This is a genomic window from Undibacterium sp. KW1 (genome assembly GCF_009937955.1).
Taxonomy (GTDB): Bacteria; Pseudomonadota; Gammaproteobacteria; order Burkholderiales; family Burkholderiaceae_D; genus Undibacterium.
The window spans coordinates 5,924,717-5,946,483 of record NZ_AP018439.1; the positions used below are offsets into that span (position 1 = coordinate 5,924,717).

General features: G+C 51.5%; 23 protein-coding genes. 10 read left to right on the forward strand and 13 right to left on the reverse strand.

Translation table 11 applies throughout. The features are described from left to right. Window positions 1-16: 16 nt before the first annotated feature. Window positions 17-2,164: a S9 family peptidase gene (locus tag UNDKW_RS26765; protein ID WP_232063137.1), complete on the reverse strand. Its 2,148-nt coding sequence runs from the start codon at window positions 2,162-2,164 to the stop codon at window positions 17-19. 264 nt (window positions 2,165-2,428) lie between these two features. On the opposite strand from UNDKW_RS26765, the gene gshA reads away from it, so the two are divergent. Further along, complete coding sequence (gene gshA / locus UNDKW_RS26770; RefSeq protein WP_162061249.1) at window positions 2,429-4,075, forward strand: glutamate--cysteine ligase; 1,647 nt, start codon at window positions 2,429-2,431, stop codon at window positions 4,073-4,075. Between the two features lie 76 nt (window positions 4,076-4,151). On the opposite strand, the gene UNDKW_RS26775 is transcribed toward gshA, so the two are convergent. From UNDKW_RS26775 to UNDKW_RS26810, 8 genes are all read right to left on the reverse strand, one after another. Next, complete coding sequence (locus UNDKW_RS26775) at window positions 4,152-4,376, reverse strand: hypothetical protein (RefSeq protein WP_162061250.1); 225 nt, start codon at window positions 4,374-4,376, stop codon at window positions 4,152-4,154. A gap of 164 nt (window positions 4,377-4,540) precedes the next feature. After that, the gene (locus UNDKW_RS26780; RefSeq protein ID WP_162061251.1) at window positions 4,541-5,332 is read right to left on the reverse strand and encodes a TIGR00266 family protein; all 792 of its coding nucleotides are present in this window, start codon (window positions 5,330-5,332) and stop codon (window positions 4,541-4,543) included. Window positions 5,333-5,470: 138 nt separating this feature from the next. Next, a complete protein-coding gene (locus UNDKW_RS26785) occupies window positions 5,471-6,019 on the reverse strand; it encodes a cysteine hydrolase family protein (RefSeq protein ID WP_162061252.1) in 549 nt (182 codons plus the stop codon). 2 nt (window positions 6,020-6,021) lie between these two features. Continuing rightward, window positions 6,022-6,750, reverse strand: coding sequence for a metallophosphoesterase (locus UNDKW_RS26790; protein ID WP_162061253.1), 729 nt, complete (start codon window positions 6,748-6,750; stop codon window positions 6,022-6,024). 19 nt (window positions 6,751-6,769) lie between these two features. Then, window positions 6,770-7,300 carry an N-acetyltransferase gene (locus tag UNDKW_RS26795; protein WP_162061254.1) on the reverse strand — a complete coding sequence of 177 codons (531 nt, stop codon included), beginning with the start codon at window positions 7,298-7,300 and terminating at the stop codon, window positions 6,770-6,772. 35 nt (window positions 7,301-7,335) lie between these two features. Continuing rightward, window positions 7,336-7,893, reverse strand: a complete 558-nt coding sequence (locus UNDKW_RS26800; RefSeq protein ID WP_162061255.1) for a helix-turn-helix domain-containing protein — start codon at window positions 7,891-7,893, stop codon at window positions 7,336-7,338. 80 nt (window positions 7,894-7,973) lie between these two features. Next, window positions 7,974-9,149 (reverse strand): aminotransferase class V-fold PLP-dependent enzyme, encoded by a 1,176-nt coding sequence (locus tag UNDKW_RS26805; protein ID WP_162061256.1) that lies wholly within the window; start codon window positions 9,147-9,149, stop codon window positions 7,974-7,976. A gap of 188 nt (window positions 9,150-9,337) precedes the next feature. Beyond that, window positions 9,338-10,291, reverse strand: coding sequence for an IS30 family transposase (locus UNDKW_RS26810; protein WP_162058632.1), 954 nt, complete (start codon window positions 10,289-10,291; stop codon window positions 9,338-9,340). An 89-nt stretch (window positions 10,292-10,380) separates the two neighbouring features. Here UNDKW_RS26810 and UNDKW_RS26815 point away from each other — a divergent pair, with 89 nt between their 5' ends. From UNDKW_RS26815 to UNDKW_RS26825, 3 genes are all read left to right on the forward strand, one after another. After that, on the forward strand, window positions 10,381-11,757 hold the full coding sequence (locus UNDKW_RS26815) for an ankyrin repeat domain-containing protein (protein ID WP_162061257.1): 1,377 nt from the start codon (window positions 10,381-10,383) through the stop codon (window positions 11,755-11,757). Between the two features lie 122 nt (window positions 11,758-11,879). Beyond that, the gene (locus UNDKW_RS26820) at window positions 11,880-12,890 is read left to right on the forward strand and encodes a M14 family zinc carboxypeptidase (RefSeq protein ID WP_162061258.1); all 1,011 of its coding nucleotides are present in this window, start codon (window positions 11,880-11,882) and stop codon (window positions 12,888-12,890) included. After that, window positions 12,887-13,675 (forward strand): alpha/beta fold hydrolase, encoded by a 789-nt coding sequence (locus UNDKW_RS26825; RefSeq protein WP_162061259.1) that lies wholly within the window; start codon window positions 12,887-12,889, stop codon window positions 13,673-13,675. The genes UNDKW_RS26820 and UNDKW_RS26825 overlap by 4 nt, the downstream gene beginning before the upstream one ends. On the opposite strand, the gene UNDKW_RS26830 is transcribed toward UNDKW_RS26825, so the two are convergent. Next, the gene (locus tag UNDKW_RS26830; RefSeq protein WP_162061260.1) at window positions 13,638-14,552 is read right to left on the reverse strand and encodes a LysR family transcriptional regulator; all 915 of its coding nucleotides are present in this window, start codon (window positions 14,550-14,552) and stop codon (window positions 13,638-13,640) included. The genes UNDKW_RS26825 and UNDKW_RS26830 overlap by 38 nt on opposite strands. A 128-nt stretch (window positions 14,553-14,680) precedes the next feature. On the opposite strand from UNDKW_RS26830, the gene gstA reads away from it, so the two are divergent. The 6 genes from gstA to UNDKW_RS26860 all read left to right on the forward strand — a co-directional run bounded on the left by gstA (window position 14,681) and on the right by UNDKW_RS26860 (window position 19,188). Continuing rightward, the gene (gene gstA, locus UNDKW_RS26835) at window positions 14,681-15,286 is read left to right on the forward strand and encodes a glutathione transferase GstA (protein WP_162061261.1); all 606 of its coding nucleotides are present in this window, start codon (window positions 14,681-14,683) and stop codon (window positions 15,284-15,286) included. Between the two features lie 27 nt (window positions 15,287-15,313). Continuing rightward, window positions 15,314-15,517 carry a 4-oxalocrotonate tautomerase family protein gene (locus UNDKW_RS26840; protein WP_162043873.1) on the forward strand — a complete coding sequence of 68 codons (204 nt, stop codon included), beginning with the start codon at window positions 15,314-15,316 and terminating at the stop codon, window positions 15,515-15,517. Window positions 15,518-15,573: 56 nt separating this feature from the next. Next, window positions 15,574-15,951 (forward strand): nuclear transport factor 2 family protein, encoded by a 378-nt coding sequence (locus UNDKW_RS26845; RefSeq protein ID WP_162061262.1) that lies wholly within the window; start codon window positions 15,574-15,576, stop codon window positions 15,949-15,951. Window positions 15,952-16,684: 733 nt separating this feature from the next. Next, the gene (gene egtD, locus UNDKW_RS26850; RefSeq protein ID WP_162061263.1) at window positions 16,685-17,662 is read left to right on the forward strand and encodes an L-histidine N(alpha)-methyltransferase; all 978 of its coding nucleotides are present in this window, start codon (window positions 16,685-16,687) and stop codon (window positions 17,660-17,662) included. Continuing rightward, window positions 17,646-18,893 carry an ergothioneine biosynthesis protein EgtB gene (gene egtB / locus UNDKW_RS26855; protein ID WP_162061264.1) on the forward strand — a complete coding sequence of 416 codons (1,248 nt, stop codon included), beginning with the start codon at window positions 17,646-17,648 and terminating at the stop codon, window positions 18,891-18,893. Before egtD ends, egtB begins: the two co-directional genes overlap by 17 nt. A 4-nt stretch (window positions 18,894-18,897) precedes the next feature. Then, entirely contained in the window at window positions 18,898-19,188 is a 291-nt protein-coding gene (locus UNDKW_RS26860; protein WP_162061265.1) for a DUF427 domain-containing protein, read from the forward strand. A gap of 51 nt (window positions 19,189-19,239) precedes the next feature. On the opposite strand, the gene UNDKW_RS26865 is transcribed toward UNDKW_RS26860, so the two are convergent. From UNDKW_RS26865 to UNDKW_RS26875, 3 genes are all read right to left on the reverse strand, one after another. After that, entirely contained in the window at window positions 19,240-20,154 is a 915-nt protein-coding gene (locus UNDKW_RS26865; protein ID WP_162061266.1) for a hydroxymethylglutaryl-CoA lyase, read from the reverse strand. Between the two features lie 95 nt (window positions 20,155-20,249). Further along, window positions 20,250-21,149, reverse strand: a complete 900-nt coding sequence (locus tag UNDKW_RS26870; protein ID WP_162061267.1) for a fatty acid desaturase — start codon at window positions 21,147-21,149, stop codon at window positions 20,250-20,252. Between the two features lie 14 nt (window positions 21,150-21,163). Continuing rightward, window positions 21,164-21,694 carry a hypothetical protein gene (locus UNDKW_RS26875; RefSeq protein ID WP_162061268.1) on the reverse strand — a complete coding sequence of 177 codons (531 nt, stop codon included), beginning with the start codon at window positions 21,692-21,694 and terminating at the stop codon, window positions 21,164-21,166. Window positions 21,695-21,767 lie beyond the last annotated feature (73 nt).

A 21,767-nucleotide genomic window follows, 5' to 3' on the forward strand; every position in this document is an offset into this window, starting at 1 on the left:
CTTAATGACTAACCAATTACTCTTTAATACCCCATTGCGACAGCATCCAGGCCATATTGAATGCATTTTCACGCAGGGCATCATAACGGCCTGATGCGCCACCATGCCCCGCCGCCATATTGGTTTTCAACAGCAGAGGATTTTTATCGGTTTTGAAATCACGCAGTTTGGCAACGTATTTGGCAGGCTCCCAGTACATGACCTGGCTGTCATTCAAACCTGTAGTCACCAGCATGGCTGGATAAGCCTTGCGCGCGATATTGTCATACGGTGAATAACTGCGCATATAGTCGTATGCCGGTTTTTCATTCGGGTTACCCCACTCCAGGTATTCACCCGTGGTCAAGGGCAAACTCGCATCCATCATGGTGTTCATGACATCGACAAAAGGCACGGCAGCATGCACGGCATGGAACAAGTCAGGACGCATGTTGACAACTGCCCCCATCAGCAAACCACCGGCACTGCCACCCTGGATGATCAGCCTGTCTGCACTGGTCCATTTTTGTTTGATGAGGTAGTCAGCACTATCGATAAAATCATAGAAAGTATTTTTCTTTTTCATCAGCATGCCATCGTCATGCCAGTGTTCACCCATGTCACGGCCACCACGTATATGCGCCTGCACATAAATGACGCCACGGTCCAGCAGGCTAAGGCGGCTGGAGGTAAAGGTCGCTTCGGTGGAATAACCATAGCTGCCATACGAGTACAACAGCAAAGGTGCAGAACCATCGAGTTGCACACCCTTTTTATACACCGCCCACAAGGGTACCTTGACACCATCCCTGGCCGTCATCCACAGGCGGCGGCTCTCATATTTGCTGGCATCATAGCCGCCGACGATTTCCTGCTGCTTGAGTACATAGCGCTGACCTGTCGCCATGTCCACATCCAGCGTGGTCACTGGCGTCACAGGTGACTGGTAAGACATTCGGAAGCGGGTGGCAGAAAACTCAGGAGTACCCGCGCCGGTGGCGAGATACACAGGGTCATCAAACTTCACTGTCTTCCACTGTTTGTTATTGAAGTCGTAGATACGGACGCGATTCAGGGCCTGGGTCTTTTCTGTGACAACCATATAGTCCTTGAACAGGTCGGCACCAAAGACCAGTACCTCAGGGTCATGTTTGACCACTTCCTGCCAGTGCTTGCTGTCTGGCGTTGCCAGCGGCGCACGTACGACGCGGAAGTTTTTGGCATCCTTGTTGGTGACAATATACAAGTCGCCATTGCGGTGTTCCAGATGATAGCGGTGGCCTTTTTGACGCCCGAGCACGCTATGGAATTTGTCTTGCGGTTTATCCGCCGCTAGCAACATGACTTCGCTGGTATCAGTGGCATCGCTGCTGACAACAATGAACTTCCTGTCGCGGGTGGTGCCAACTTGCAGGGCAAACTGTTCCACTGCCTCATGCATGATTTCTACTGGCGGCTTGCCTGTCTCCATGCGGAACAGGCGGTCAGAGCGTTTGGTGGTGGCATCTTCCTGCACATAGAACAGGGTCTTGTTGTCCGCGGCCCAGGCCATTGAGGTTACGCGTGGCTGGCTGTCGCTGAGTATTTCGCCTGTGCGCAGATTCTTGATGTGCAACTGGTACTGACGATAACCCACCGTGTCTGTCGTGTAAGCCAGTAATTGCTCGTCCGGGCTGATGGAGCTGCCACCAACGGCAAAGAACTTTTGTCCCTTGGCCATTTCATTTTGGTCCAGCAGGATTTCTTCTGCGGCCTTGTCGTCATAGGCCATGTCAGAGCCTGCACGACGGCGGCAATACAGCTGATATTGCTTGCCCGCCTCAGTACGCGAGTAATAATAGTAATTGCCACGGCGTACAGGCACGGACAAATCCACCTCTTTCATTCTGCCCTTGATTTCTGCATACAGTTTTTCCGACAGGGGTTTGATGTCTGCAGTCAGTGCTTCGGTATAGGCATTTTCTGCATTCAGGTAAGCAATGACCTCAGGATTTTCTTTTTTTTGCAGCCAGCGATAATCGTCCATGACAACTTCGCCATGCCGGGTTTCCTGCCATTTGACCTTTGCCGCCAAGGGTGGCACGGGAGAAGAGCCCGGGGTGGGCTCAACAGCCAGCACCAGACCGGACGTTGCCAGACCAAGTACACTGGCTGACATGAGTACAGACATCTTTTTGATAGACACTTCAACTCCTGTATGAAATTTATTAAGGCATTCTAAAGCGATGCCAACAAAACAAGGAAACTTTTCTTTCATTGCTGCAATGCGGGATTGATTGGACTTCATTGACCTTGAAACCGGCTGGTCATGAGACTGTTATAAACTAAAAAAGTTTTCATATTTGAAATTTGAGCGCTGTCGTATGCCTTTTTCATTTTTCGGCTATGCTTGCTCGATATTTTTTGCAAATCTGATTGCAAAGACAACAAAATCTTGAAGGAAGACACCGTGAGCACTCTGTTAAACCGACGCCTGGCGCTACTCGATAGTGATGCAAACCGTCCTTTGCTTGCTGGTGGCCTGCGTGGCATAGAAAGGGAAACCCTGCGCGTGCACGCCGATGGCAAGCTGGCCTTGACACCACACTCGCCGGCCCTGGGTTCGGCCTTGACGAATCCACAGATCACGACGGATTATTCTGAATCCCTGCTGGAGTTCATCACCCCGGCTGAGCCAGACATTGCCACCGCGCTGGAAGAACTCGACAATATCCACCGTTTTGCCTATACCGTCATGGGCAATGAAATGCTGTGGCATCAATCCATGCCTTGCAGCCTGCCGGAAGAAAAAGACATCCCTATCGCCTGGTATGGCAATTCGCATATAGGCATGATCAAGCATGTCTATCGTCGCGGACTGGCCCTGCGTTATGGCAAAAGCATGCAATGCATCGCTGGCATACACTACAACTATTCGCTGTCTGAAGATTTATGGAAAGTTTTGCAGCAGGCCGAACATAGCAGCGGCAGTGCCATGCATGTGCAGTCTGAAAGTTATATCGCCCTGATACGCAATTTCCATCGCTATAGCTGGCTGCTGATGTACCTGTTCGGTGCCTCGCCTGCGCTATCGACACCTTTCCTGCGTGGCCGCCCGCATCAACTGGAAACCCTGTCTGACGATACCCTGTACCTGCCGTATGCCACCAGCCTGCGCATGAGTGATCTTGGTTACCAGAACAATGCCCAGTCTGGCCTGGTACCGCCGTATAACACCTTGCTTGAATATATGCGCAGCCTGTCGCTGGCAGTGCGCCAGCCCTACCCAGCGTATGAAAAGATAGGCACGCAACAAAACGGTGAATGGGTACAGATCAATACCAATGTACTGCAAATTGAGAACGAGTTTTATGCCACGATAAGGCCGAAACGCGTCATCAAAACCGGTGAGCGCCCGGTAGAGGCCCTGTGCGCACGTGGCGTGCAATACATAGAAGTACGCTGCATGGACGTCAATCCTTTTGACCCACTCGGCATCAGCCTTGAGACTTCACGCTTCCTTGATGCCTTCCTGCTGTTTTGCGCACTGGAAGAAAGTCCTTTGACGAACCAGACTGAAGGCGATGAGAATGTCGAGAATTTTGCCCTGACCGTCAAACAAGGCCGCCGTCCTGGCCTGATGCTGGCGCGCCATGGCGAAGCCATTTCACTACAGGACTGGGGCAAGGAATTACTGGAACGTATCGCGCCGGTAGCAGCCCTGCTCGATGCACAACGTGGTGATGGCAGCCACGCCCAGGCCATGCAGGTGCAGATTGAAAAACTGCAACATCCTGAACTAACGCCTTCTGCCAAAGTGCTTGATGCGATACGCGCCGCAAATAATTCTTTCACTCAGTTCGCCCTGCAGCAAAGCACGCTGCTGGCAGAAGAATTCCGCGCCCGCCCACCCGCACCGGAGCAACTGGCCTTGTATACCAGCATGGCAAAAAAATCATTGGCGGAGCAGGCAGAGATGGAGAGCACGCAAAGCGGCAGCTTTGATGAATTCATCACCCATTACGGCTCACGCACGTCCAGCGAAATATGCTGTGAATCCTTTAACGAGGCGGCCTTGATGCAAAATATGGAAGCACAGGCGACAACAACAAATTAATCTCTGCTTGATTTCTACTTTGTCAGGAGCTGTTGTGCGGCTGATGTTTGCCTCGCTACCGCCATAAGCTCCTGTCTTATTTCTTCTCTGTACCCTTGGTGCGCAAGTCTTCTCGCTGTTTTTCATATTGCTCGTAGCTAGTCTTGTTTTGCTGCAGGCAAGTCTTGCGTTCGTTCCAGTCCTGCAGTTTTTCACATTGACGCTGGTTGGAGTCTTGCCCCAGGTCATAGACAACGGCACAGCCTGTCATAGCCAGCTGGCTGGAAAGTATTAAGGACAGGATGAGTAATTTTTTAAACATGGCAACCTGGGTAAATTTGTTGAATAAAAGTAGTAATCGACTATAAGCAGTAAGATAGACAGGAGTAAGCCGAATTTAGTTCCTGCAAAAGACTATTTATTCAGCCGGAAAAATAAAAGCCCGCTTATGCAGGGCACAAGCGGGCTGGTCTCATAAAAATTGGTTTAATCTTTTTCAAACAAATTGCCAAGACCACCAAGTACCGAGCCTTGCTCACCGCCCTGGCTGCCACCAATTTTTGATGCGCCGACGATGCGGTTAGCCAGACGTGCCAGAGGCAAGGATTGCAGCCAGACTTTGCCCGGACCGCGCAGGTGGGCAAAGAATATGCCTTCACCGCCGAACAAGGCTGTTTTAACGCCGCCAACAAACTTGATGTCGAAATCCACTTCCTGGGTAAACGCCACCACGCAGCCACTATCGACGCGCAGGGTTTGTCCGGGATGCAGGGTCTTTTCTATGATGGCACCACCGGCATGCACAAATGCCAGGCCGTCACCTTCAAGTTTTTGCAGGATAAAGCCTTCGCCACCAAAGAAACCGGCACCCAGGCGTTTTTGAAAGGCGATGCCAAGTGACACGCCTTTGGCAGCACAAAGGAAGGCATCTTTCTGGCACAGCAGCGTACCACCGAGTTGATCCAGATGCATGGGGATGATCTTGCCAGGATAAGCCGCACCAAAGGCGACTTTTCGCTTGCCCACGCCACCGTTCATGAAGACCGTGGTGAACAGTGATTCACCTGTTACGAGGCGTTTGCCAGCGCCCAGCAATTTGCCAAAGATGCCAGTCTGACCGGCAGAACCATCGCCAAAGATGGTTTCCATCTGTATGTCGTCTTCCATGTAGAACATGGTACCGGCTTCACCAATGGCGGCTTCGCCTGGATCGAGTTCGACTTCGACGAATTGCATATCGTCGCCAAAAATTTCATAATCTATGACATCCATCGCCATGGCAGTTCCCATACAGTAAATTAATCCGCAGACCCATGCGGCAGTGCGGGCATTTTATGAAATTTTTGGGTTTTGGGGTAGGTGGTGGCAGCGGTAATATTCATTGCAAATTACCGCAGCACATGTCTGACTGTATCTTTAATTCAGCAAGACTGCCGTATTGAGCACAGTCGCATACTCACCCTGCAGATTGCTGAGCGCATTGATGTGCACTTCTTCCGCCGTCTGCGGTTTGCCAAGAAAATCCAGTCTGTCAAAACTGAAACAGGCATCAGCCACTACCGTGGTGTTAAAACCGAGGTTACCAGCACTGCGGACCGTCGCCTCGACAGACATATTGGTACTGACACCGACGATCACGAGCTCCTTGATACCACGCACATGCAGCCAGCGCTCCAGACCCGTATTGACGAAGGCATCCGTCACATTTTTTTCGACTACATGTTCATTGGCCAAAGGCAGTAGTTTCTCTTGAAATTCATTGCCTGGCTGGCCTGGCCAGAATACTGAAGCGGGTGAGCGCGACATGTGCCTGACATGCACAACAGGCCTGCCTGCCGCACGCCATGCTGCTAGCAACTGGCGTATATTTTCTTCTGCATCCGGGTTATTCCTGCGCCCGGATTTGGGGTCGGCCATGCCACGTTGCATGTCGATGATGATCAGGGCTGTATCTTGCTTTTTCATATTTATCCGTTCATGTAACCACTTTGCAAGGCACTGACCCAGTCTTCACGCCCACGCAAGGCCGCAAGTTCTGCCATATGTTGCCAGGCATAGGGGACATTGATCAGGCTGGCTGTCCAGCCATGCTGCCTCTTGTCCAGGATGGCATAACGTGCGTCGGGTGAACCTGACTCTATCTTGTGCGGGTAAGGGTAATCATATTCGTAGGCCGGGTGACCAACGCTGCCTGGGTTGACGATAAGCTGACCAGTGACAGTACGCACGCTGCGGGCGACATGGCTGTGGCCGCAGGCAATAACGGCTGCAGTTTGCGGCCCCAGTCTGTCCTGTACTTCTTGCGCAGTGGCGTTCCTGTCGGCCACCTGCAACAAAGTGGTGTTGTCGCTGGCCGGCGTGCCATGACAGAGCAAGACTTCTGCATTCAGTTGCAGCACCGATTTCAAACCCGCCATCCATGCTTTTTGTTCTGCCGTGGTTTGCTGGTGTGCATAAACATCTCCAGAACCTGAGCGCTCGTTCAGCTCCAGTATCTGGCGTTCATGATTACCGGCCAGATGTATCCAGCCAGTTTGCGCCATCAAAAAATCTGCCGTCTCTTTTGGCAGCAAGGGGCCAGACAGACTGTCACCGAGATTGACGACCTGATCAACAGCACGCAAACGCAGATCTGCAGCTACAGCCTCCAGTGCAGCGAGATTACCGTGTATATCTGAAATCACTGCGATGCGCATTTGATTTACTCCGCTTTATCTACTGAATCTGCTTGTGAAAAAAAGTCGTCCCGCAAAATTCGCCATCCGGCATCAGCGCATAATTGGGTACCACACCTACCTTTTGCCAGCCTGCACGTTCATACAGGCGCTCGGCATCACCTCCAGTAACTGTATCAAGCACCAGCACAGACTTGCCTGCGGTTTTGGCAGCTTGCTCAACCGCTGCCATGAGGGTTTGTGCAATGCCTTTGCGACGTGCCTTCCTGTGCACCAGCATCTTGGCGACATCGGCACGGTGCGGCTGGTTGTCTGGCATAGCCGTGATCAATTGTACCGTGCCCAGGATATCGCCGCTGTCATCGCTGGCAACCAGCAAGACCCGCTCCTTACGCGCCACGCCTTCAGCCACGCCCTGCCAGAATTGCAGCGCACGTTCGCGCGGCAAAGGCCACATGAAGCTGACAGATGCACCACCGGCTACACAGTCCGTCAATACCTCGGCCAATGCAGCTACATTTGCCTGCGCTGCTGCGGCATCGAGAATCTGGATGTGGACTTGCTCAGACATGATTTACTCCATGAGTTGAAAACTGAAAGAGGCTGCTACTTGCACAGCGCAACGAGATAACGTGCCGCGATTTTTCCAGGATTATGGAAAGTAATCGGTTTATCCAGCGCCATGGAAAGACAATCGCCAGTCTGCAAATCCCAGACCTGCTCCCCAACGAAGAGGCGCATCTGGCCCGCCATTATCCAGACTTGCTGCTGTATATCGACATCACGGTGGAAACTGTCATAGCGCACGGTTTGTCCCGCCGGGAATTCAACTTCGACCAGTTGCAGGGGCGAAGGCAGGCCGGGGGACAGATTGCGGCGCATATAGCCAGAAGCGGGATCAGTCCAGCATACCTGTTCAGCCAGACGCGAGACTGGCAAAGCCGCAGCAGCAGGCGTACTGTCTTCAAACAGCGAAGCCAGCGTTACCCCCAGGCCCACAGCCAGTTTGTCGAGCGCGGCTGCAGTGGGGCTGCTCTCGCCTCTTTCTATGAGCGAAATATTCGAACGGCTGACGCCGCTGCGCTTGGCCAGCGCATCGAGCGAGAGTTTTTGCTGATCGCGCAAGTCACGCACCCTGCGGGCAATAATCGTATTGATATCCATAATTTCCATTATATAGGATAATTAAATCCTGTAAACTGGAAATTATTTCTTTACCCCTTTGTGACTACATCCAGCCGTAATCAGGCTTGCGTCAGTTGCCTGATCGCTGCGACCAGCTTGTCAAGGTCTTCCAGGCTGGTATATAAATGCGGCGTCACCCTGACGATGTCATGCCCATCCAGATCGCGCGTAACGGTAAATATCTTATGCTCGCGCATGAGGTAATCGACAATCGCATGTCCGGAATTGCCAGCGATACCAAAACCGGCAATCGCGCACGAGCGTTGCGGGTCCGTCGGTGTCATGATGCGCACATCAGGCAAGCCACGCACCTGATTGACCCAGTATTGCGTCAGGTAGCGCAGGCGCGCCTCCTTGTTGGCCGAACCTATCGATGCATGAAACTGCAGCGCATCCAGTACCGTCAGGATATTTGCTGGCGGCACCGTGCCAACTTGCGTGAATTTGAAAATTTCATTGTCGGCAAATTTGGCATTGCCAAACAGCGGCGCAATATCGGCTACCCGGTTCTTACGTATATACAGCATGCCCACGCCCAGCGGCACACCCAGCCATTTGTGCAAATTCACGGCGACAAAATCAGCCCCCAACTCAGTCATGCGATAGTTCAGATGAGCAAAGGAATGCGCCGCATCGACCATGACATCAACACCGTGACGTCTGGCCATGGCCGTGATCTTGGCGACCGGCATGATCTGCCCTGTCCTGTGCACGATATGGGTGACCAGTATCAGCTTGGTTCTCGGTGTAATCGCCTGCTCATACTGGGCGACGATATCTTCATCACTGACAGGGTCGAAAGGTAATTGCAAATGCCGCAGTTGTATCTGCTTGCGCTGTTCCAGCATCAGCAGGGTATCAATAACGAGATCGTAATCATGGGTAGCCAGGATGACTTCATCACCCGCCTGCAAAGGATAACCTTGCAGCAAAATATTCATGCCCTCGATCAGATTGCGGGTCAGCACCAGCTCGCCCTCATCCACCCCACAAAAATCCTTGAGTGCCTGCATAACTTGCACGAACATCGGCGCATAACGCACCCGCAAGAAGTACGAAGTCTCGGCATTCACCTGCGCCTGGTAACGCTGGAAAGCCTCAAACACAGGCCGCGCCTGCACGCCGAAATAGCCGTTTTCGAGATTGATGAAGTCTGGTGAAACGGTGTACTGGTCACGGATATCTGACCAGTAAGCCTCATCATCTGCTGCGATGTGTTGCAAATTATTAGACAAAACAAACTCCTGTTTTAAATTAACCTAGATTAAGCGTGTGTTAATCTGTTTTCGAATGTCCTGCTTTCATTTCAGCATGCGTCTCTATAAGAGATATGCACGAAGATGAAAAGTTCCTTTGAGTAGATAAAATGAATACACCAAATCTGTTACAAACGGCGGATTCAAGCTCGAAGTGCAACCCTGTGTTAGTGCGATTGTATCTGAGCCATAAAAACTTCGTGCGGTGTTTTGTAGCCAAGACATTTTCTAGGTCGATGATTCAAGTAGTCCATAGCGTCAGTCATGTCTTGCGTTGTGATAGATTCAAAACACATTTTCTTCGGAAAAAACTGCCGTATTAAACCATTCATGTTTTCGTTAGCGCCGCGCTCCCAAGAGCAATAAGGATGGGCAAAGAAATACTGCACATTGAGGCTCTGAGCAATACGTTCATGCTGAGCAAATTCCTTACCATTGTCGGTCGTCAACGTATGCACTAATTCAGAAAAAGGCGCTAGCAAAGAGATAATGGTATCCGTCACCGCCTCAGCAGTTTTGCGGGTCACTTTTTCTAGCAAGGTGTAGCGCGATTTGCGCTCATTGAGCGTGACCAGCGCTTGCTGGTGATTCGCGCCGACAACAAGATCACCCTCCCAGTCCCCATAGCGCTTGAGCGTGTCCACAATCGCTGGGCGCTCTTCAATCGAAATCTGGTTGAGTATGGTGCCGCGTCGTTCACGATTTCCATAGCGCTTCTTGCGTATCTTCTGGCAGCGCAAGGTTTTGTGTAACGTGCCACCTCGTTGCTTGTCCGCATAGATTCGCCAATAAATGCTTTCGTGACTCACTCCAGGAAGAGCATTGGCACGGAGATAGCCGCTGATCTGTTCCGGGCTCCAATACGCTCTCAACCTGTCTTCTGCAAATGCCCATGTCTCAGCGGAAATAGTCACACCATTCTTTCTGGCTTGCTTGTCGAGACTGCGTTGTTGAGCCTGTTTTGGGCGGTATCCACGACCACCACTATTGCGTTTGATCTCTCGACTGATCGTCGATCTGCTACGCCCCATCACCTCTGCTATCTCACTTTGCCTATGTCCTGCCTTCTTCAGTATATAAATCTGGTATCGTTCTTCTTGGGTAAGATGTGTGTATGTCATTTCGGGCAACTTTGACTTGGGGGTCTGGAAGTTCGGATGCTACCGCATCTTCCCATTCAAACCAATTTAGCTTCTGTTGCACTTCTTATTTGAACTCGCGAACCGTTTATAAAAATGGTACTCAACTATACGACGAAGTAAGGCAGATAATAGCCCAAGGTGCAGATATTGATCACATCACTGAGTATGGAGAGTCAGTACTTAGAGTCGCCTCCAACAATGGTCGCTTTGACATAGTCAAATTACTGCTGGATGCAGGTGCAGCAGAATACCAGCTTGAGTGGACAGATTTGATGCATGAAGTAGTGTTTGGGACGAATGCAAGCATTAGACAAAAAATCTCAGAAACGGAAAACCTGGAGACAGTTGATTTTTGGTCGCGTACGCCATTTTTGATGGCAGTGCAACTTGGTGATGTTCAGAAAGTTTTATTACTACTGGAACTAGGCGCAAACAAAAACGCAGTTGGTCGTTGCAGTACAAGTGCCATGCAATATGCCATCAAGAACAATCATGTAACAATGCTGCAGTTTCTGCTCGATACTGGTTTTGACATTGAAGCTCAAGATGATTTCCTCTATACCCCGCTCATCACTGCAGCATCACTTGGTCTATTGGATTGTGTCCGTTTTCTCATTGAAAATGGGGCTGATATCTATAAAGAGAATAATATCCCCCAACGCGCTATTGAGGTAGCAAGCAGTCTGGATATCGTCAAATTCCTGATAGATATGGGTGATGATATCAACGACATCAACCCAGAAATGCACGCGCAGTTACTGGGAATAGCATACAAGGAAAATCCGCAAATAAGCAAAGCAGACTATCTGGCTGGAAGATATAGAGAATTCGGTACAGCTAACGCCATAAAAACCAATAAGCCCTTTTGGTTAGCGATGATACGCTCGGGTGCATCTGCATGGCGTGCAAGTGAAATGTTTCATGATGATGGCAGTCACGATGACAACATCATCTGGTGTTATGACCGCTATGGCCGGACAACTACGGTCTTGCCAGATGGCCGCATCATAGAAATTGGTGGTGAGCACGAAGACTTTTATGACCCTGATTTCTGTATCTATAACGATGTCACTGTGTTTGAAAAGAGCGGTGACATCAATATCTATAGCTATGCCAGAGAAATTTTTCCACCCACGGATTTTCATACAGCGACCCTGGTTGATGATGCGATTTACATCATCGGCAGATTAGGCTATCAGGATGCAAGAATTGCTGGTCACACAGCCGTCTATCAACTGGATACGAAGTCACTAAAAATCAGCCCGTTTGACACGCAAGGCGATGGCCCAGGTTTTATCAGTCGTCACAAGGCACGACTCAAAGATGACAAGATTTTTGTGTCCGGCGGCAAGCAGATTGTCATCATAGATGGTAAAGAAGACTATATAGCCAATACCAAAAATTATCAGCTATGCCTGAAAACTGCCGTTTGGTCCGCTGTATAAAGCTATTTAAAAATCTGTCATCTGTTGGTCATAATTGATCAATTCTCGGTAAAAACTGCGTGTTTCTTGCATTCTGTCTATAGCTCCTCTAGCATGGCGTGGTTAACTTTTAAGCACGCGCCATGTCTGCCCTGCCTGAACTGAATGAATTGGAACGTATTATCGCCCTGGGTCGTGGACAGCTGGAGGTCGATGTCTTGTGCGAGGTCGCGGTCAAGAGCAGGCAGTTCCCTGTGTATAAACTGGCGCTAGGTAACCCTGATACCAGTTTGCCTGCCATCGGTTTTTTTGGTGGTATTCATGGACTGGAGCGTATAGGTACGCAAGTCTTGCTGACTTTCCTGCGCGGCTTGCTGACGCGCTTGTCGTGGGACAAGAGCCTGCAACACATGTTGCAGGATGTGCGCCTGGTGTTCATGCCATTGATCAATCCAGGCGGCATGTGGCAGGCGACGCGCTGCAACCCCAGTGGTGTCGATCTGATGCGCAATGCGCCTGTCGAAGCGCAAGACAAGGTGCCTTTCCTGCTCGGTGGACATCGCTATAGCCCGCGCCTGCCATGGTATCGTGGTGCTGCCGGTGCAGAGATGGAAGCAGAAAACCTGGCGCTGTGCCGCACTGTGCAACAGGAATTGCTGGCCCGCCCCTTCAGCATGGCGATAGATTGCCACTCGGGCTTTGGCTTGCGTGACCGCGTCTGGTTCCCGCATGCGCACAGTGTGCATCCCATCGACCATCTGGCTGACATCCTGGCGCTGGAAGAATTATTCGAGCAGACCCACCCCAATCATTCTTATCTGTTTGAACCGCAAAGCCTGCAATACCGCACCCATGGCGATATCTGGGATTACCTCTACCTGCAGGCGCAGCAGGACAGCAGCAAGACCTTTTTGCCACTGACGCTGGAAATGGGATCCTGGCTATGGGTCAAGAAAAACCCGCGCCAGTTATTTTCGCGGCATGGCATGTTCAACCCGGTAGCACAACACAGGCTGAGCCGGGTGTTGCGACGACATAATTCCTGGCTGGATTTTCTGATGCGGGCAACTTGCGGCCATACACAATGGCTGGCGCAAGGTCCTACCCGCCTGCGTTTGCAAGAGCGCGCCGTGGCACGCTGGTATAGGCCATGACGACCTGGGTATTATTGCGCGGTCTCATGCGCGAGAGCAGGCACTGGGGAGATTTTCCTGCACACTTCCAGCAAGCTGTTGGAGCGGAGCGCCTGCTGTGCCTGGACTTCCCTGGCAATGGTCAATTACATGCCGAGCATAGCCTGACCACGGTAGCCGCAATGGCTGATCATTGCCACCGGCAGCTACAGGTGCAAGGTGTAGGAGAACCTGTGCATGTGCTGGCGGTTTCGCTGGGTGCCATGGTGGCGCTGGCTTGGGCAGACCGGTACCCGGATGACTTGCAACGCATGGTGCTGATCAATACCAGCGTGGCACCGCATAATCCCTTTTACCACAGGCTGAGACCGGCAAATTATCCGGCATTGATTGCGACCATGTTATTTGGCTCAAGCGAGCAGCGCGAGCAGTTGATCTTGCGTATCACCAGCAATTTGCAAATGGCGGAGCAAGCGAAAGAAATCATCAGGCGCTGGACTGCATATGCGCAGGAAAATCCCATTAGCGTGGGCAATATCCTGCGGCAATTACTAGCCGCCATGCGTTTTCGTGCGCCACCATATTCGGGTAAAGTTCCGCTACTCTTGCTCGCAGGTGAACAGGACAAACTCGTCAATGCAACTTGCTCACGCAAACTGGCAGGCTTATGGAATTGCTCCTTGCACTTGCATCCCACGGCAGGCCATGACTTGCCACTCGATGATGCGGGCTGGGTCATACAACAAGTTGTGAACTGGCAGGTGGATATTAATTTTGCGCCAGCTCTGCCACCAGAAAATCAATGAACACCCTGACGCGCAAAGGCAGGTGCCGGTCACGCGGGTAAAGCAAGGAAAATGGCCGGGTGCGCCCTTTGAATTCTTGCAGCACTTCGACCATGCGGCCAGCCCGCAAATCATCTTCGACCATGAAGCGGGAAGCCTGCAACAGGCCCGCGCCATTTTTTGCGAGGGTGATGATGCCGAGCAAATCTTCTGAGCAGGTGAGCCCACCTCTGGTAAGCCAGTCTATGTCCTCACCATCGCGCCTGAATATCCAGACTATATTTTGCCCGGCACTGGGCAAGACAAATTGCAGGCATTCATGCCTGTCCAGGTCTTCCAGCCTGATCGGCACACCAAAACGCTGCAGGTATTCAGGAGTGGCACAGACCACGATCTCGGTATCTTCCAGACGGCGCGCAATCATGCCTGAATCCGGTGGGTTACGGCCACGTATGACCAGGTCAAAACCATCGGCGGTCAAATCAACATTGCGGTTGCTGAGTTGCAAATCCAGTTTGACCAGCGGATACATCTGGCGGAATTTTGCCAGCAGGGGCAGCACCCGGTAATGCCCGTAAGGCGTGGGCATGCTGATGCGTACCAGGCCAGCCGGTTGCATTTGCTGGCCTGACACCTCACGCTCAGCCTCTACCAACTGGTTCAGCGCCTGCCGGCACTGGACAAAATAGGCACGTCCAGCCTCGGTCAGCCGCAATTGCCGCGTGGTGCGCACAAACAGGCGTACGCCTATGCGCTCTTCCAGTCGGGCTATAGAACGGCTGACAGCAGCTGGCGTCAGGCCTGCCGCATTGGCTGCATCCTTGAAGCTTTCCAGCTCTGCAGCCAGGCAAAACAATTCTATGCTGCCCAGCAACACATCCGCAAAATGTCGATTCACATTACACCATGTAATTTATAAAGTAACTTTCGCCTAGTTTATCAACTATTTCGTTTGGCATAGTATGCCGTCACGCCCTGCTCATCATGACAGTGCCGCCAGTCAACCTTTATCGAAAGCCCAAACCCATGAAACTCTATTTCTCCCCCGGTGCCTGCTCTTTGTCCCCACACATCATCCTGCGAGAAGCTGGCCTGGATTTCACTTTGCAAAAAGTCGATACCTATGTTCACAAAACTGCAGACGGCCTGGATTTCTACAGCATCAATCCCAAAGGCCAGGTGCCCACTGTAGAACTTGATGATGGCGAGATACTGACCGAGGGCTCCATCATTGCCCAGTACATAGCCGAACGCGCTGAAAATCGCGATCTGCTGCCAGCATCCGGCCTCGCACGTTACCGCGTGCTTGAGTGGCAAAACTACATCAGCTCAGAATTGCACAAGTCCTTCGCACCACTGTTTGATGCTGACATGCCTGCCGAAGGTAAAGCGCGTGTCGCAGAACTCTTGCGCAAGAAATTTGCCTGGGTTAATAGTCGACTGGAAGGCCGCACTTACCTGACCGGTGATACCTTTACCGTTGCCGACGCTTATCTGTTCACCGTCAGCAACTGGAGCAAATATGTGAACCTGGACATCAGCGACTTTGCCCACCTGCAAAACTTCCTCGCCAGCGTCAAGGCCAGGCCACATGTACAAGCCGCACTAAAAGCCGAAGGCCTGCCTTCCTGATATCATCAGCAGCGAAGAGAGCAAGCCATGCCCTATGTACTCATACAGGTCACCCGCGAAAATGTCAGCGCAGCACAAAAAGCCGAACTGATAGCCGGTGCCACCGATTTGCTGGTACGCGTACTCAACAAGGATCCTGCCACGACTTTTGTCGTCATAGAAGAAGTGGATACTGATAACTGGGGAGTAGGCGGCATACCAGTCACGCAATTGCGTCAGTTGCAAGCTTAGCAGCACGAAAAAACAGAGTGGCTGACAGCCACCCTGTTCAAACAAGAAAGGCAAAAATGGAAACTGCATATCCCGACATCATCGCCATGCTGAACCGTTACTTCGATGGTCTGTACCACAGTGACACCAGCATACTCGCCCAGGTATTCCACCCCGAAGCCCATTACTACTGCGCCACCGAAGGAAATTTACTCCATCTGGACATGCAGCAATACTTCCCCGTCGTCGATAAACGCCCCGCCCCCGCCAGCAAAAACGAAACCCGCCGCGACCGCATCATCTCCCTGGAAATGGCAGGCCCGGTCACCGCCTTCGCCCGCGTCGAATGCGCAATTGCCAACAAGTTTTTTACTGATTTTTTAACGCTGGTAAAACTGGATGGGAGGTGGCAGATTGTGAGTAAGGTGTTTCATTTTGAATTGATGGATGCCTGAATAAAATCAATTGGTTTTCAAAAATATGGACTCAGGTCGTATTGACGTTGCTTTTGACGTTGCCTTTGATTTTTTGCAGTTCCCATGTGTAGCCGCCGTTTGTGCAGTACAGAAAATGGATCAAGAAGAGCCGCTGTCTGAGCGAAGCGAGTTTCGGATCTTCCCATTTTTTGTACTGCATAAACGGGAACCCCTTTAGGGGCGGCTATGCCTGGGTCGCCTTTTTGGCTTACCTTTTTGGCGAAGCAAAAAGGTAAGTAGCCGCCGGTCTACCACCGGCCTGCAATCGCAAATAACTTATGAAGGTATTTGACAACGAAGACTTGAGCAATACGAATCTGATATTAAAAGCTGCACCAGTATGCCAAGAACGCCGCTGGATTCCAGCCAAAAGCATGCTGGAATGACGTTAATAAAGTTCTTGGTAATTGAAAGCATCCAACTAGGTTAATGCTTGGAAAAAATTGGCGTGGGATGCCAGTCTAGTGAACTCCTTCAATAACTCAAAGAAATCACGTTATTGAGATTACCCCACTTTGTAGGAAAACCACCCGAGAAAACACCGTCCCAAGATTTTTCAAACAATAAGTTGTACACTGTGCCACAACAGAGTCAACAACCAGATTCACAGGCAAGCTCCGCATCAAGGCGGGCTGAAAGCAAGGCCGTATTGAGTATCAAGCACAGACCAAAACCTGTTGGTCTGCCGATTGAATTTCTTAGCCCCAAAACCATGCCCGAATCCAATAGCCTGGCTAACACGGCCGACAGCGTCACCAATGCGCGCACCACCGTACCCCATATCGTCCACGAGCTGGAAAACGGCTTGCTCGCCGATGCCGCCCATACCTCACCCAAGTATTTTTATGATGCGGTAGGCTCGGTCCTGTTTGAAGCGATTTGCGTGCTGCCGGAATATTATCCCACCCGCACTGAAGCAGAAATTTTTACCCAGCACATGGGCGACATGGCACGGGTCATTGGTCTGGGTGGCAGCCTGATAGACCTGGGCGCGGGTAATTGCGCCAAGGCAGCGCGGCTGTTCCCGGTACTGCACCCTGACCAATATGTGCCCATTGATATTTCTGTTCATCACTTGCAGGATGCGGTACACCGCTTGCAGCAGCGTTTCCCGCATATAGAGATGACGGCGCTGGGGCTGGACTTGGCACAGGACTGGAAGCTGCCTGCCGAAGTAAGACGTGACAAACGCCTGTTCTTTTACCCGGGTTCATCCATAGGTAATTTTGAACCGGAAGAAGCACTGGCATTCCTGTGCCATTTGCGCGCTGCCTGTGACAATGATGCGGGCATACTGATAGGTGTGGACCTGATCAAGGACAAGGCCTTGCTGGATGCCGCCTATGCTGACAGCCTGGGTGTCACCGCTGCCTTTAACCTGAATTTGTTACGCCATATCAATCATTTGCTGCATTCCGATTTTGATGTCAGTCAATGGCAGCATGAGGCTTTTTTCAACACAGAAAAATCCCGCATAGAAATGCATTTGCGCGCCCGGGAAAATTGCCAAGTGACCTGGCCGGGCGGACAAAGAAATTTTATCAAGGGTGAACACATACACACGGAAAACAGCTATAAATACAGCATACATGGCTTTAATGCCTTGCTGGCCGATGCTGGTTTTTCCCATAGCTGTCACTGGACGGACAAAAATGAATGGTTCGCCGTTATCCATGCCAAAGCTGCTTGATCCCCTCACAGAGCCGGGGCAAAACCTGCAACAAGCAGGCATGATTGAACGCTGGCAAGCAATCCGCTTGCGCTCAGTCGCGATTGCTGCGCCTCTGTCTGCCGAAGATTGCATGGCGCAATCCATGCCAGATGCCAGCCCCATCAAATGGCATCTGGCGCATACGACATGGTTTTTCGAAACCTTTATTCTTGAGCAGTTTGAAACGGATTTCCAGGCTTTTCACACTGACTTCCGGGTACTCTTCAATTCTTATTACAACGGTGTCGGTGACAAGCACCCTCGTGCGCAACGTGGTTTGCTGACACGGCCATCGCTTGACACTGTGCTAGCCTACAGGCGTAATGTTGATGAACGCATAATGCAATGCCAGGACAAGCTTGGCGATGCCCGCTTTGCATCCCTGCTGGAACTGGGCATGCAGCATGAACAGCAACATCAGGAGCTGATGCTGACTGACATCAAGCATCTGCTGTCATGTAATCCTTTGTTCCCGGCCCTGTATCCCGCAGCAGAGATGCGCAAACCCATGCCTGCCTCTGACACCCTGAGCTGGCAAGATTATGATGCCTGCCTGTGTGAAATTGGCCATGAGGGCAAAGGCTTTTCCTTTGATAATGAAGGGCCGCGCCACCGCCAGTTTCTGGAAGCGTTCCAGCTCGCGACGCGTTTAATCAGCAATGCTGAATACCTGGAATTCATAGAAGATGGTGGTTACCAGAATTCCGCCCTGTGGCTGTCTGAAGGCTGGGACTGGGTGCAGCAGCAAGACCTGCGTCATCCACTGTACTGGCGCTATGATTTCCAGCAAGGCTGGCAGGAATTTGGCCTGCATGGTTTGCTGCCGCTGAATCCGCAGCAGGCGCTTGGACATATCTCGTATTTCGAAGCCAGCGCCTTTGCGACTTGGGCAGGGGCGCGCCTGCCCACAGAAGCAGAATGGGAATATGCCGCACAACAACATGAACTTGAAGGCCAACTGAGCCAGTTGTTTGGTCATGGCTGGCAATGGACCAGCAGCAGTTACAGCCCCTACCCCGGCTTTGTCCCGGCAGCAGGTGCGGTGGGTGAATACAATGGTAAATTCATGGTCAACCAGTATGTCTTGCGCGGCTCTTCTGCCTTTACCCCGGTAGGCCACAGCCGCGCCAGTTACCGCAATTTCTTCCCGGCAACAGCACGCTGGCAACTGACAGGCTTGCGCCTGGCCCGATCACTTATTGAGGAGTAGTTTTATGCCCACCGCAAAATGGAAAGATACCGTCATTGCCCAAGCCAGTGATAGTGAAATTGTGAAATTGGAAGGCAATATTTATTTCCCTAAAAATAGCGTCAACCCTGAGCATTTGCGCGACAGTAACAAGCACACGGTGTGTCCATGGAAAGGTACAGCCAGCTATTACGATGTCGTCGTCAATGGTGAAGTCAATTCAGATGCTGCCTGGTATTACCCTGAACCCAAGGATGCGGCTAAAGAAATTAACGGCTTCATTGCCTTCTGGCGCGGGGTAGAAGTTTCTGCCTGAACATCACATCATGCAAGCATCAACTCGCTTGCATGAAATGTGATATTAGTTTTAGCCCAGACGTTTCGCCGCCAAAGCATTACCAGCACGGCTGGCTGCCTTGCGGCCCAGATGCGCAGAAATGAATTGCCCTGCATCCACCACGGCATTCAGGTCTATGCCAGTTTGTATGCCCAGGCCTTGCATGAGAAAGAGTACATCTTCTGTCGATACATTGCCCGTTGCACCTTTGGCATACGGGCAACCACCAAGGCCAGCAACGGAAGAATGGAAAATCGACATGCCGACTTCCAGACTAGCATAGATATTCGCCAGCGCCTGACCATAAGTGTCGTGGAAGTGACCGGACAAGGCATGGATGGGGAAGTCCTGCGCCACCCGCTGCATGACAGTCTGCACCTGCCTGGCAGTGCCCACGCCTATGGTGTCGGCGATATCGATCTCGTCACACCCAAGGTCGCGCAAACGCACTACCACATCGGCTACGCTGGCCACAGCGACTTCACCCTGGTAAGGGCAGCCAAAAGCGCAAGAGATACTGCCTCGCAAGCGTATCTTGTTTGCTTTTGCGGCTTCGGCCACTTCACGGAAACGTTCTATCGACTCTGCAATCGAGCAATTGATGTTTTTTTGCGCAAAGGCTTCCGAGGCTGAACTGAAAATCACTACTTCATCGGCACCGGCTGCCAGTGCAGCTTCAAAGCCTTTCATATTTGGCGTCAATACTGAATAGATGACACCAGGCTTGCGCGTAATGCCTGCCATGACCTCTGCCGAGGTGGCCATTTGCGGCACCCATTTGGGCGAGACAAAAGAGGCTGCTTCTATATTCACAAAACCAGCCGCAGTCAGACGGTTGACCAGTTCTATCTTGACGTCGGCGGATATGCTTTCTTTTTCATTTTGCAAGCCGTCACGTGGGCCTACTTCGACAATTTTGACTTGCTTGGGCAGTGATGCATTCATGTTGTTTTTCCTTGGAAGGCAATAACATCATTTTACCCCCAAGCTGGCTAAAGCCTGAACTCACCCCGTATTTCTACTTGTGCCAAAAGTCCAACTCACACCACATGCAATACCGCAACACCCAACTTATCGAAATATGGGTCCAGCCTGTCCGCCAGTTGCGGCAAGTTATAGCTGGGCACTTGTGGATATAAATGATGCTCAAGATGATAAGAAAGGTTGAACAACAGGGCCGGTATGATCTTGCCACGCAAGCTCCTGGCTTGCCCAAGTATGCGATTGTCAGGCTTGAAGTGCGGTAACCAGGCCGTGGTGACCGGATACAGGCAAGAACCTATGTACATGAATACGCAATAAGTCAGTGGCGCAGCGGTCCAGGGCACGACAAGTATGGCAATCACAATTCCGAGGATGGCAGCGCACAGTTCGGCCAGCATCCAGCGCCTTTGCACAGGATTCCTGGCAAGCCGGTAGGCATGCAGCCAATGACGGGCCAGATAGGTGGGCCCGGCTTTCAGCGCGCCCAGCAAACTCAGGTGTGCAGGGCTACCTTCAAAATCATCATGCTCCAGGCAATGGCTATGGTGATGCAGATGCGCCTGGCGGAAGGCATGGCCACTTTCCAGCAGCAGGATACTCATGGCAAACAAGACCCATTCTGTACTGCGTGGCTTGAAACCGGCAGCGCCATGCAATACATCATGGGCGAAGGTGACTGATACCAGGAAATGCAAGACGAAAACCAGCGGTAGCAAAAGGTAATAATGCATGGAGAAAACGGTGGCATACACAGCCAGGGTCAGCAGTGGCAGCACTGGCCAGATCAGGCGCTGTAATTTACTGGCATTTAACAAATCCAGACCCAGGCTGCTCAGATTAGGCAAGCCAGCCTGGCGGCGGCTGAGCGGGCTTATGGCAGCTCGTGCAAGCGGTGCGACCGCACTACGGCGGGCGACAGGAAAGACCGTATCAGTCAGGGTAGCACTATGGCTCATGTTCATACTCCTGATCAGGCGCGCAGCAAGTTGGTGATGAAAAAGAACAAATAGATGCACACCACCAGGCCTGCATCCAGATACTTGATACCCCAGCGCTGAAAAGCAAAGGCGATAGCTCTGTACAAATGCTGTATGAAAGTAACTGGCATCTTCAGTAATGGATAAAACATGAGCAATGCCAGCCATCTGGCGCCAGGAATGAACAGCAATGGCAAAACAGAAATAGCCTGGGCCATGCGGTGGCCAGTCAACAGGAATTCATTGCGCGGACTTAAGACATGCCAACGAAAACCCATTACATGCATGGAAAACGTAAATTTTTGCCGCTTGACTTTGGGCAAGCCAAACAAGATCAGCGACAAAATCCCATGAGCGAGCAAGAGACCAAAATCCACCAGCAAGGCCTGAGCAAGGTTCGACCGTATAAAAAATTGCAGCACAGGCGTGATGACCATGGCCCAGGCCAGGATGCGGTTGAGCCTGACCAAGTTGGCTCTGGTCAGTAAAGTGAAATGGGGGAAGCTTGATGTCGTTAGGTTCATGATTTTTCCTACTGCACTTGATTGTGGCTTTTTGGGTGGCAGGTATGAAAACTGCCTGTCTCCTTATTCGCAA

Excerpts from the sequence above, each read along its gene's own strand:
- UNDKW_RS26775 (WP_162061250.1), bottom strand. The coding sequence starts at position 4,376 with ATGTTTAAAAAATTACTCATCCTGTCCTTAATACTTTCCAGCCAGCTG.
- UNDKW_RS26780 (WP_162061251.1), bottom strand. The coding sequence starts at position 5,332 with ATGGCGATGGATGTCATAGATTATGAAATTTTTGGCGACGATATGCAA.
- UNDKW_RS26785 (WP_162061252.1), bottom strand. The coding sequence starts at position 6,019 with ATGAAAAAGCAAGATACAGCCCTGATCATCATCGACATGCAACGTGGC.
- UNDKW_RS26790 (WP_162061253.1), bottom strand. The coding sequence starts at position 6,750 with ATGCGCATCGCAGTGATTTCAGATATACACGGTAATCTCGCTGCACTG.
- UNDKW_RS26795 (WP_162061254.1), bottom strand. The coding sequence starts at position 7,300 with ATGTCTGAGCAAGTCCACATCCAGATTCTCGATGCCGCAGCAGCGCAG.
- UNDKW_RS26800 (WP_162061255.1), bottom strand. The coding sequence starts at position 7,893 with ATGGATATCAATACGATTATTGCCCGCAGGGTGCGTGACTTGCGCGAT.
- UNDKW_RS26810 (WP_162058632.1), bottom strand. The coding sequence starts at position 10,291 with ATGACATACACACATCTTACCCAAGAAGAACGATACCAGATTTATATA.
- UNDKW_RS26820 (WP_162061258.1), top strand. The coding sequence starts at position 11,880 with ATGTCTGCCCTGCCTGAACTGAATGAATTGGAACGTATTATCGCCCTG.
- UNDKW_RS26825 (WP_162061259.1), top strand. The coding sequence starts at position 12,887 with ATGACGACCTGGGTATTATTGCGCGGTCTCATGCGCGAGAGCAGGCAC.
- gstA (WP_162061261.1), top strand. The coding sequence starts at position 14,681 with ATGAAACTCTATTTCTCCCCCGGTGCCTGCTCTTTGTCCCCACACATC.
- UNDKW_RS26840 (WP_162043873.1), top strand. The coding sequence starts at position 15,314 with ATGCCCTATGTACTCATACAGGTCACCCGCGAAAATGTCAGCGCAGCA.
- UNDKW_RS26845 (WP_162061262.1), top strand. The coding sequence starts at position 15,574 with ATGGAAACTGCATATCCCGACATCATCGCCATGCTGAACCGTTACTTC.
- egtD (WP_162061263.1), top strand. The coding sequence starts at position 16,685 with ATGCCCGAATCCAATAGCCTGGCTAACACGGCCGACAGCGTCACCAAT.
- egtB (WP_162061264.1), top strand. The coding sequence starts at position 17,646 with ATGCCAAAGCTGCTTGATCCCCTCACAGAGCCGGGGCAAAACCTGCAA.
- UNDKW_RS26860 (WP_162061265.1), top strand. The coding sequence starts at position 18,898 with ATGCCCACCGCAAAATGGAAAGATACCGTCATTGCCCAAGCCAGTGAT.
- UNDKW_RS26865 (WP_162061266.1), bottom strand. The coding sequence starts at position 20,154 with ATGAATGCATCACTGCCCAAGCAAGTCAAAATTGTCGAAGTAGGCCCA.
- UNDKW_RS26870 (WP_162061267.1), bottom strand. The coding sequence starts at position 21,149 with ATGAGCCATAGTGCTACCCTGACTGATACGGTCTTTCCTGTCGCCCGC.
- UNDKW_RS26875 (WP_162061268.1), bottom strand. The coding sequence starts at position 21,694 with ATGAACCTAACGACATCAAGCTTCCCCCATTTCACTTTACTGACCAGA.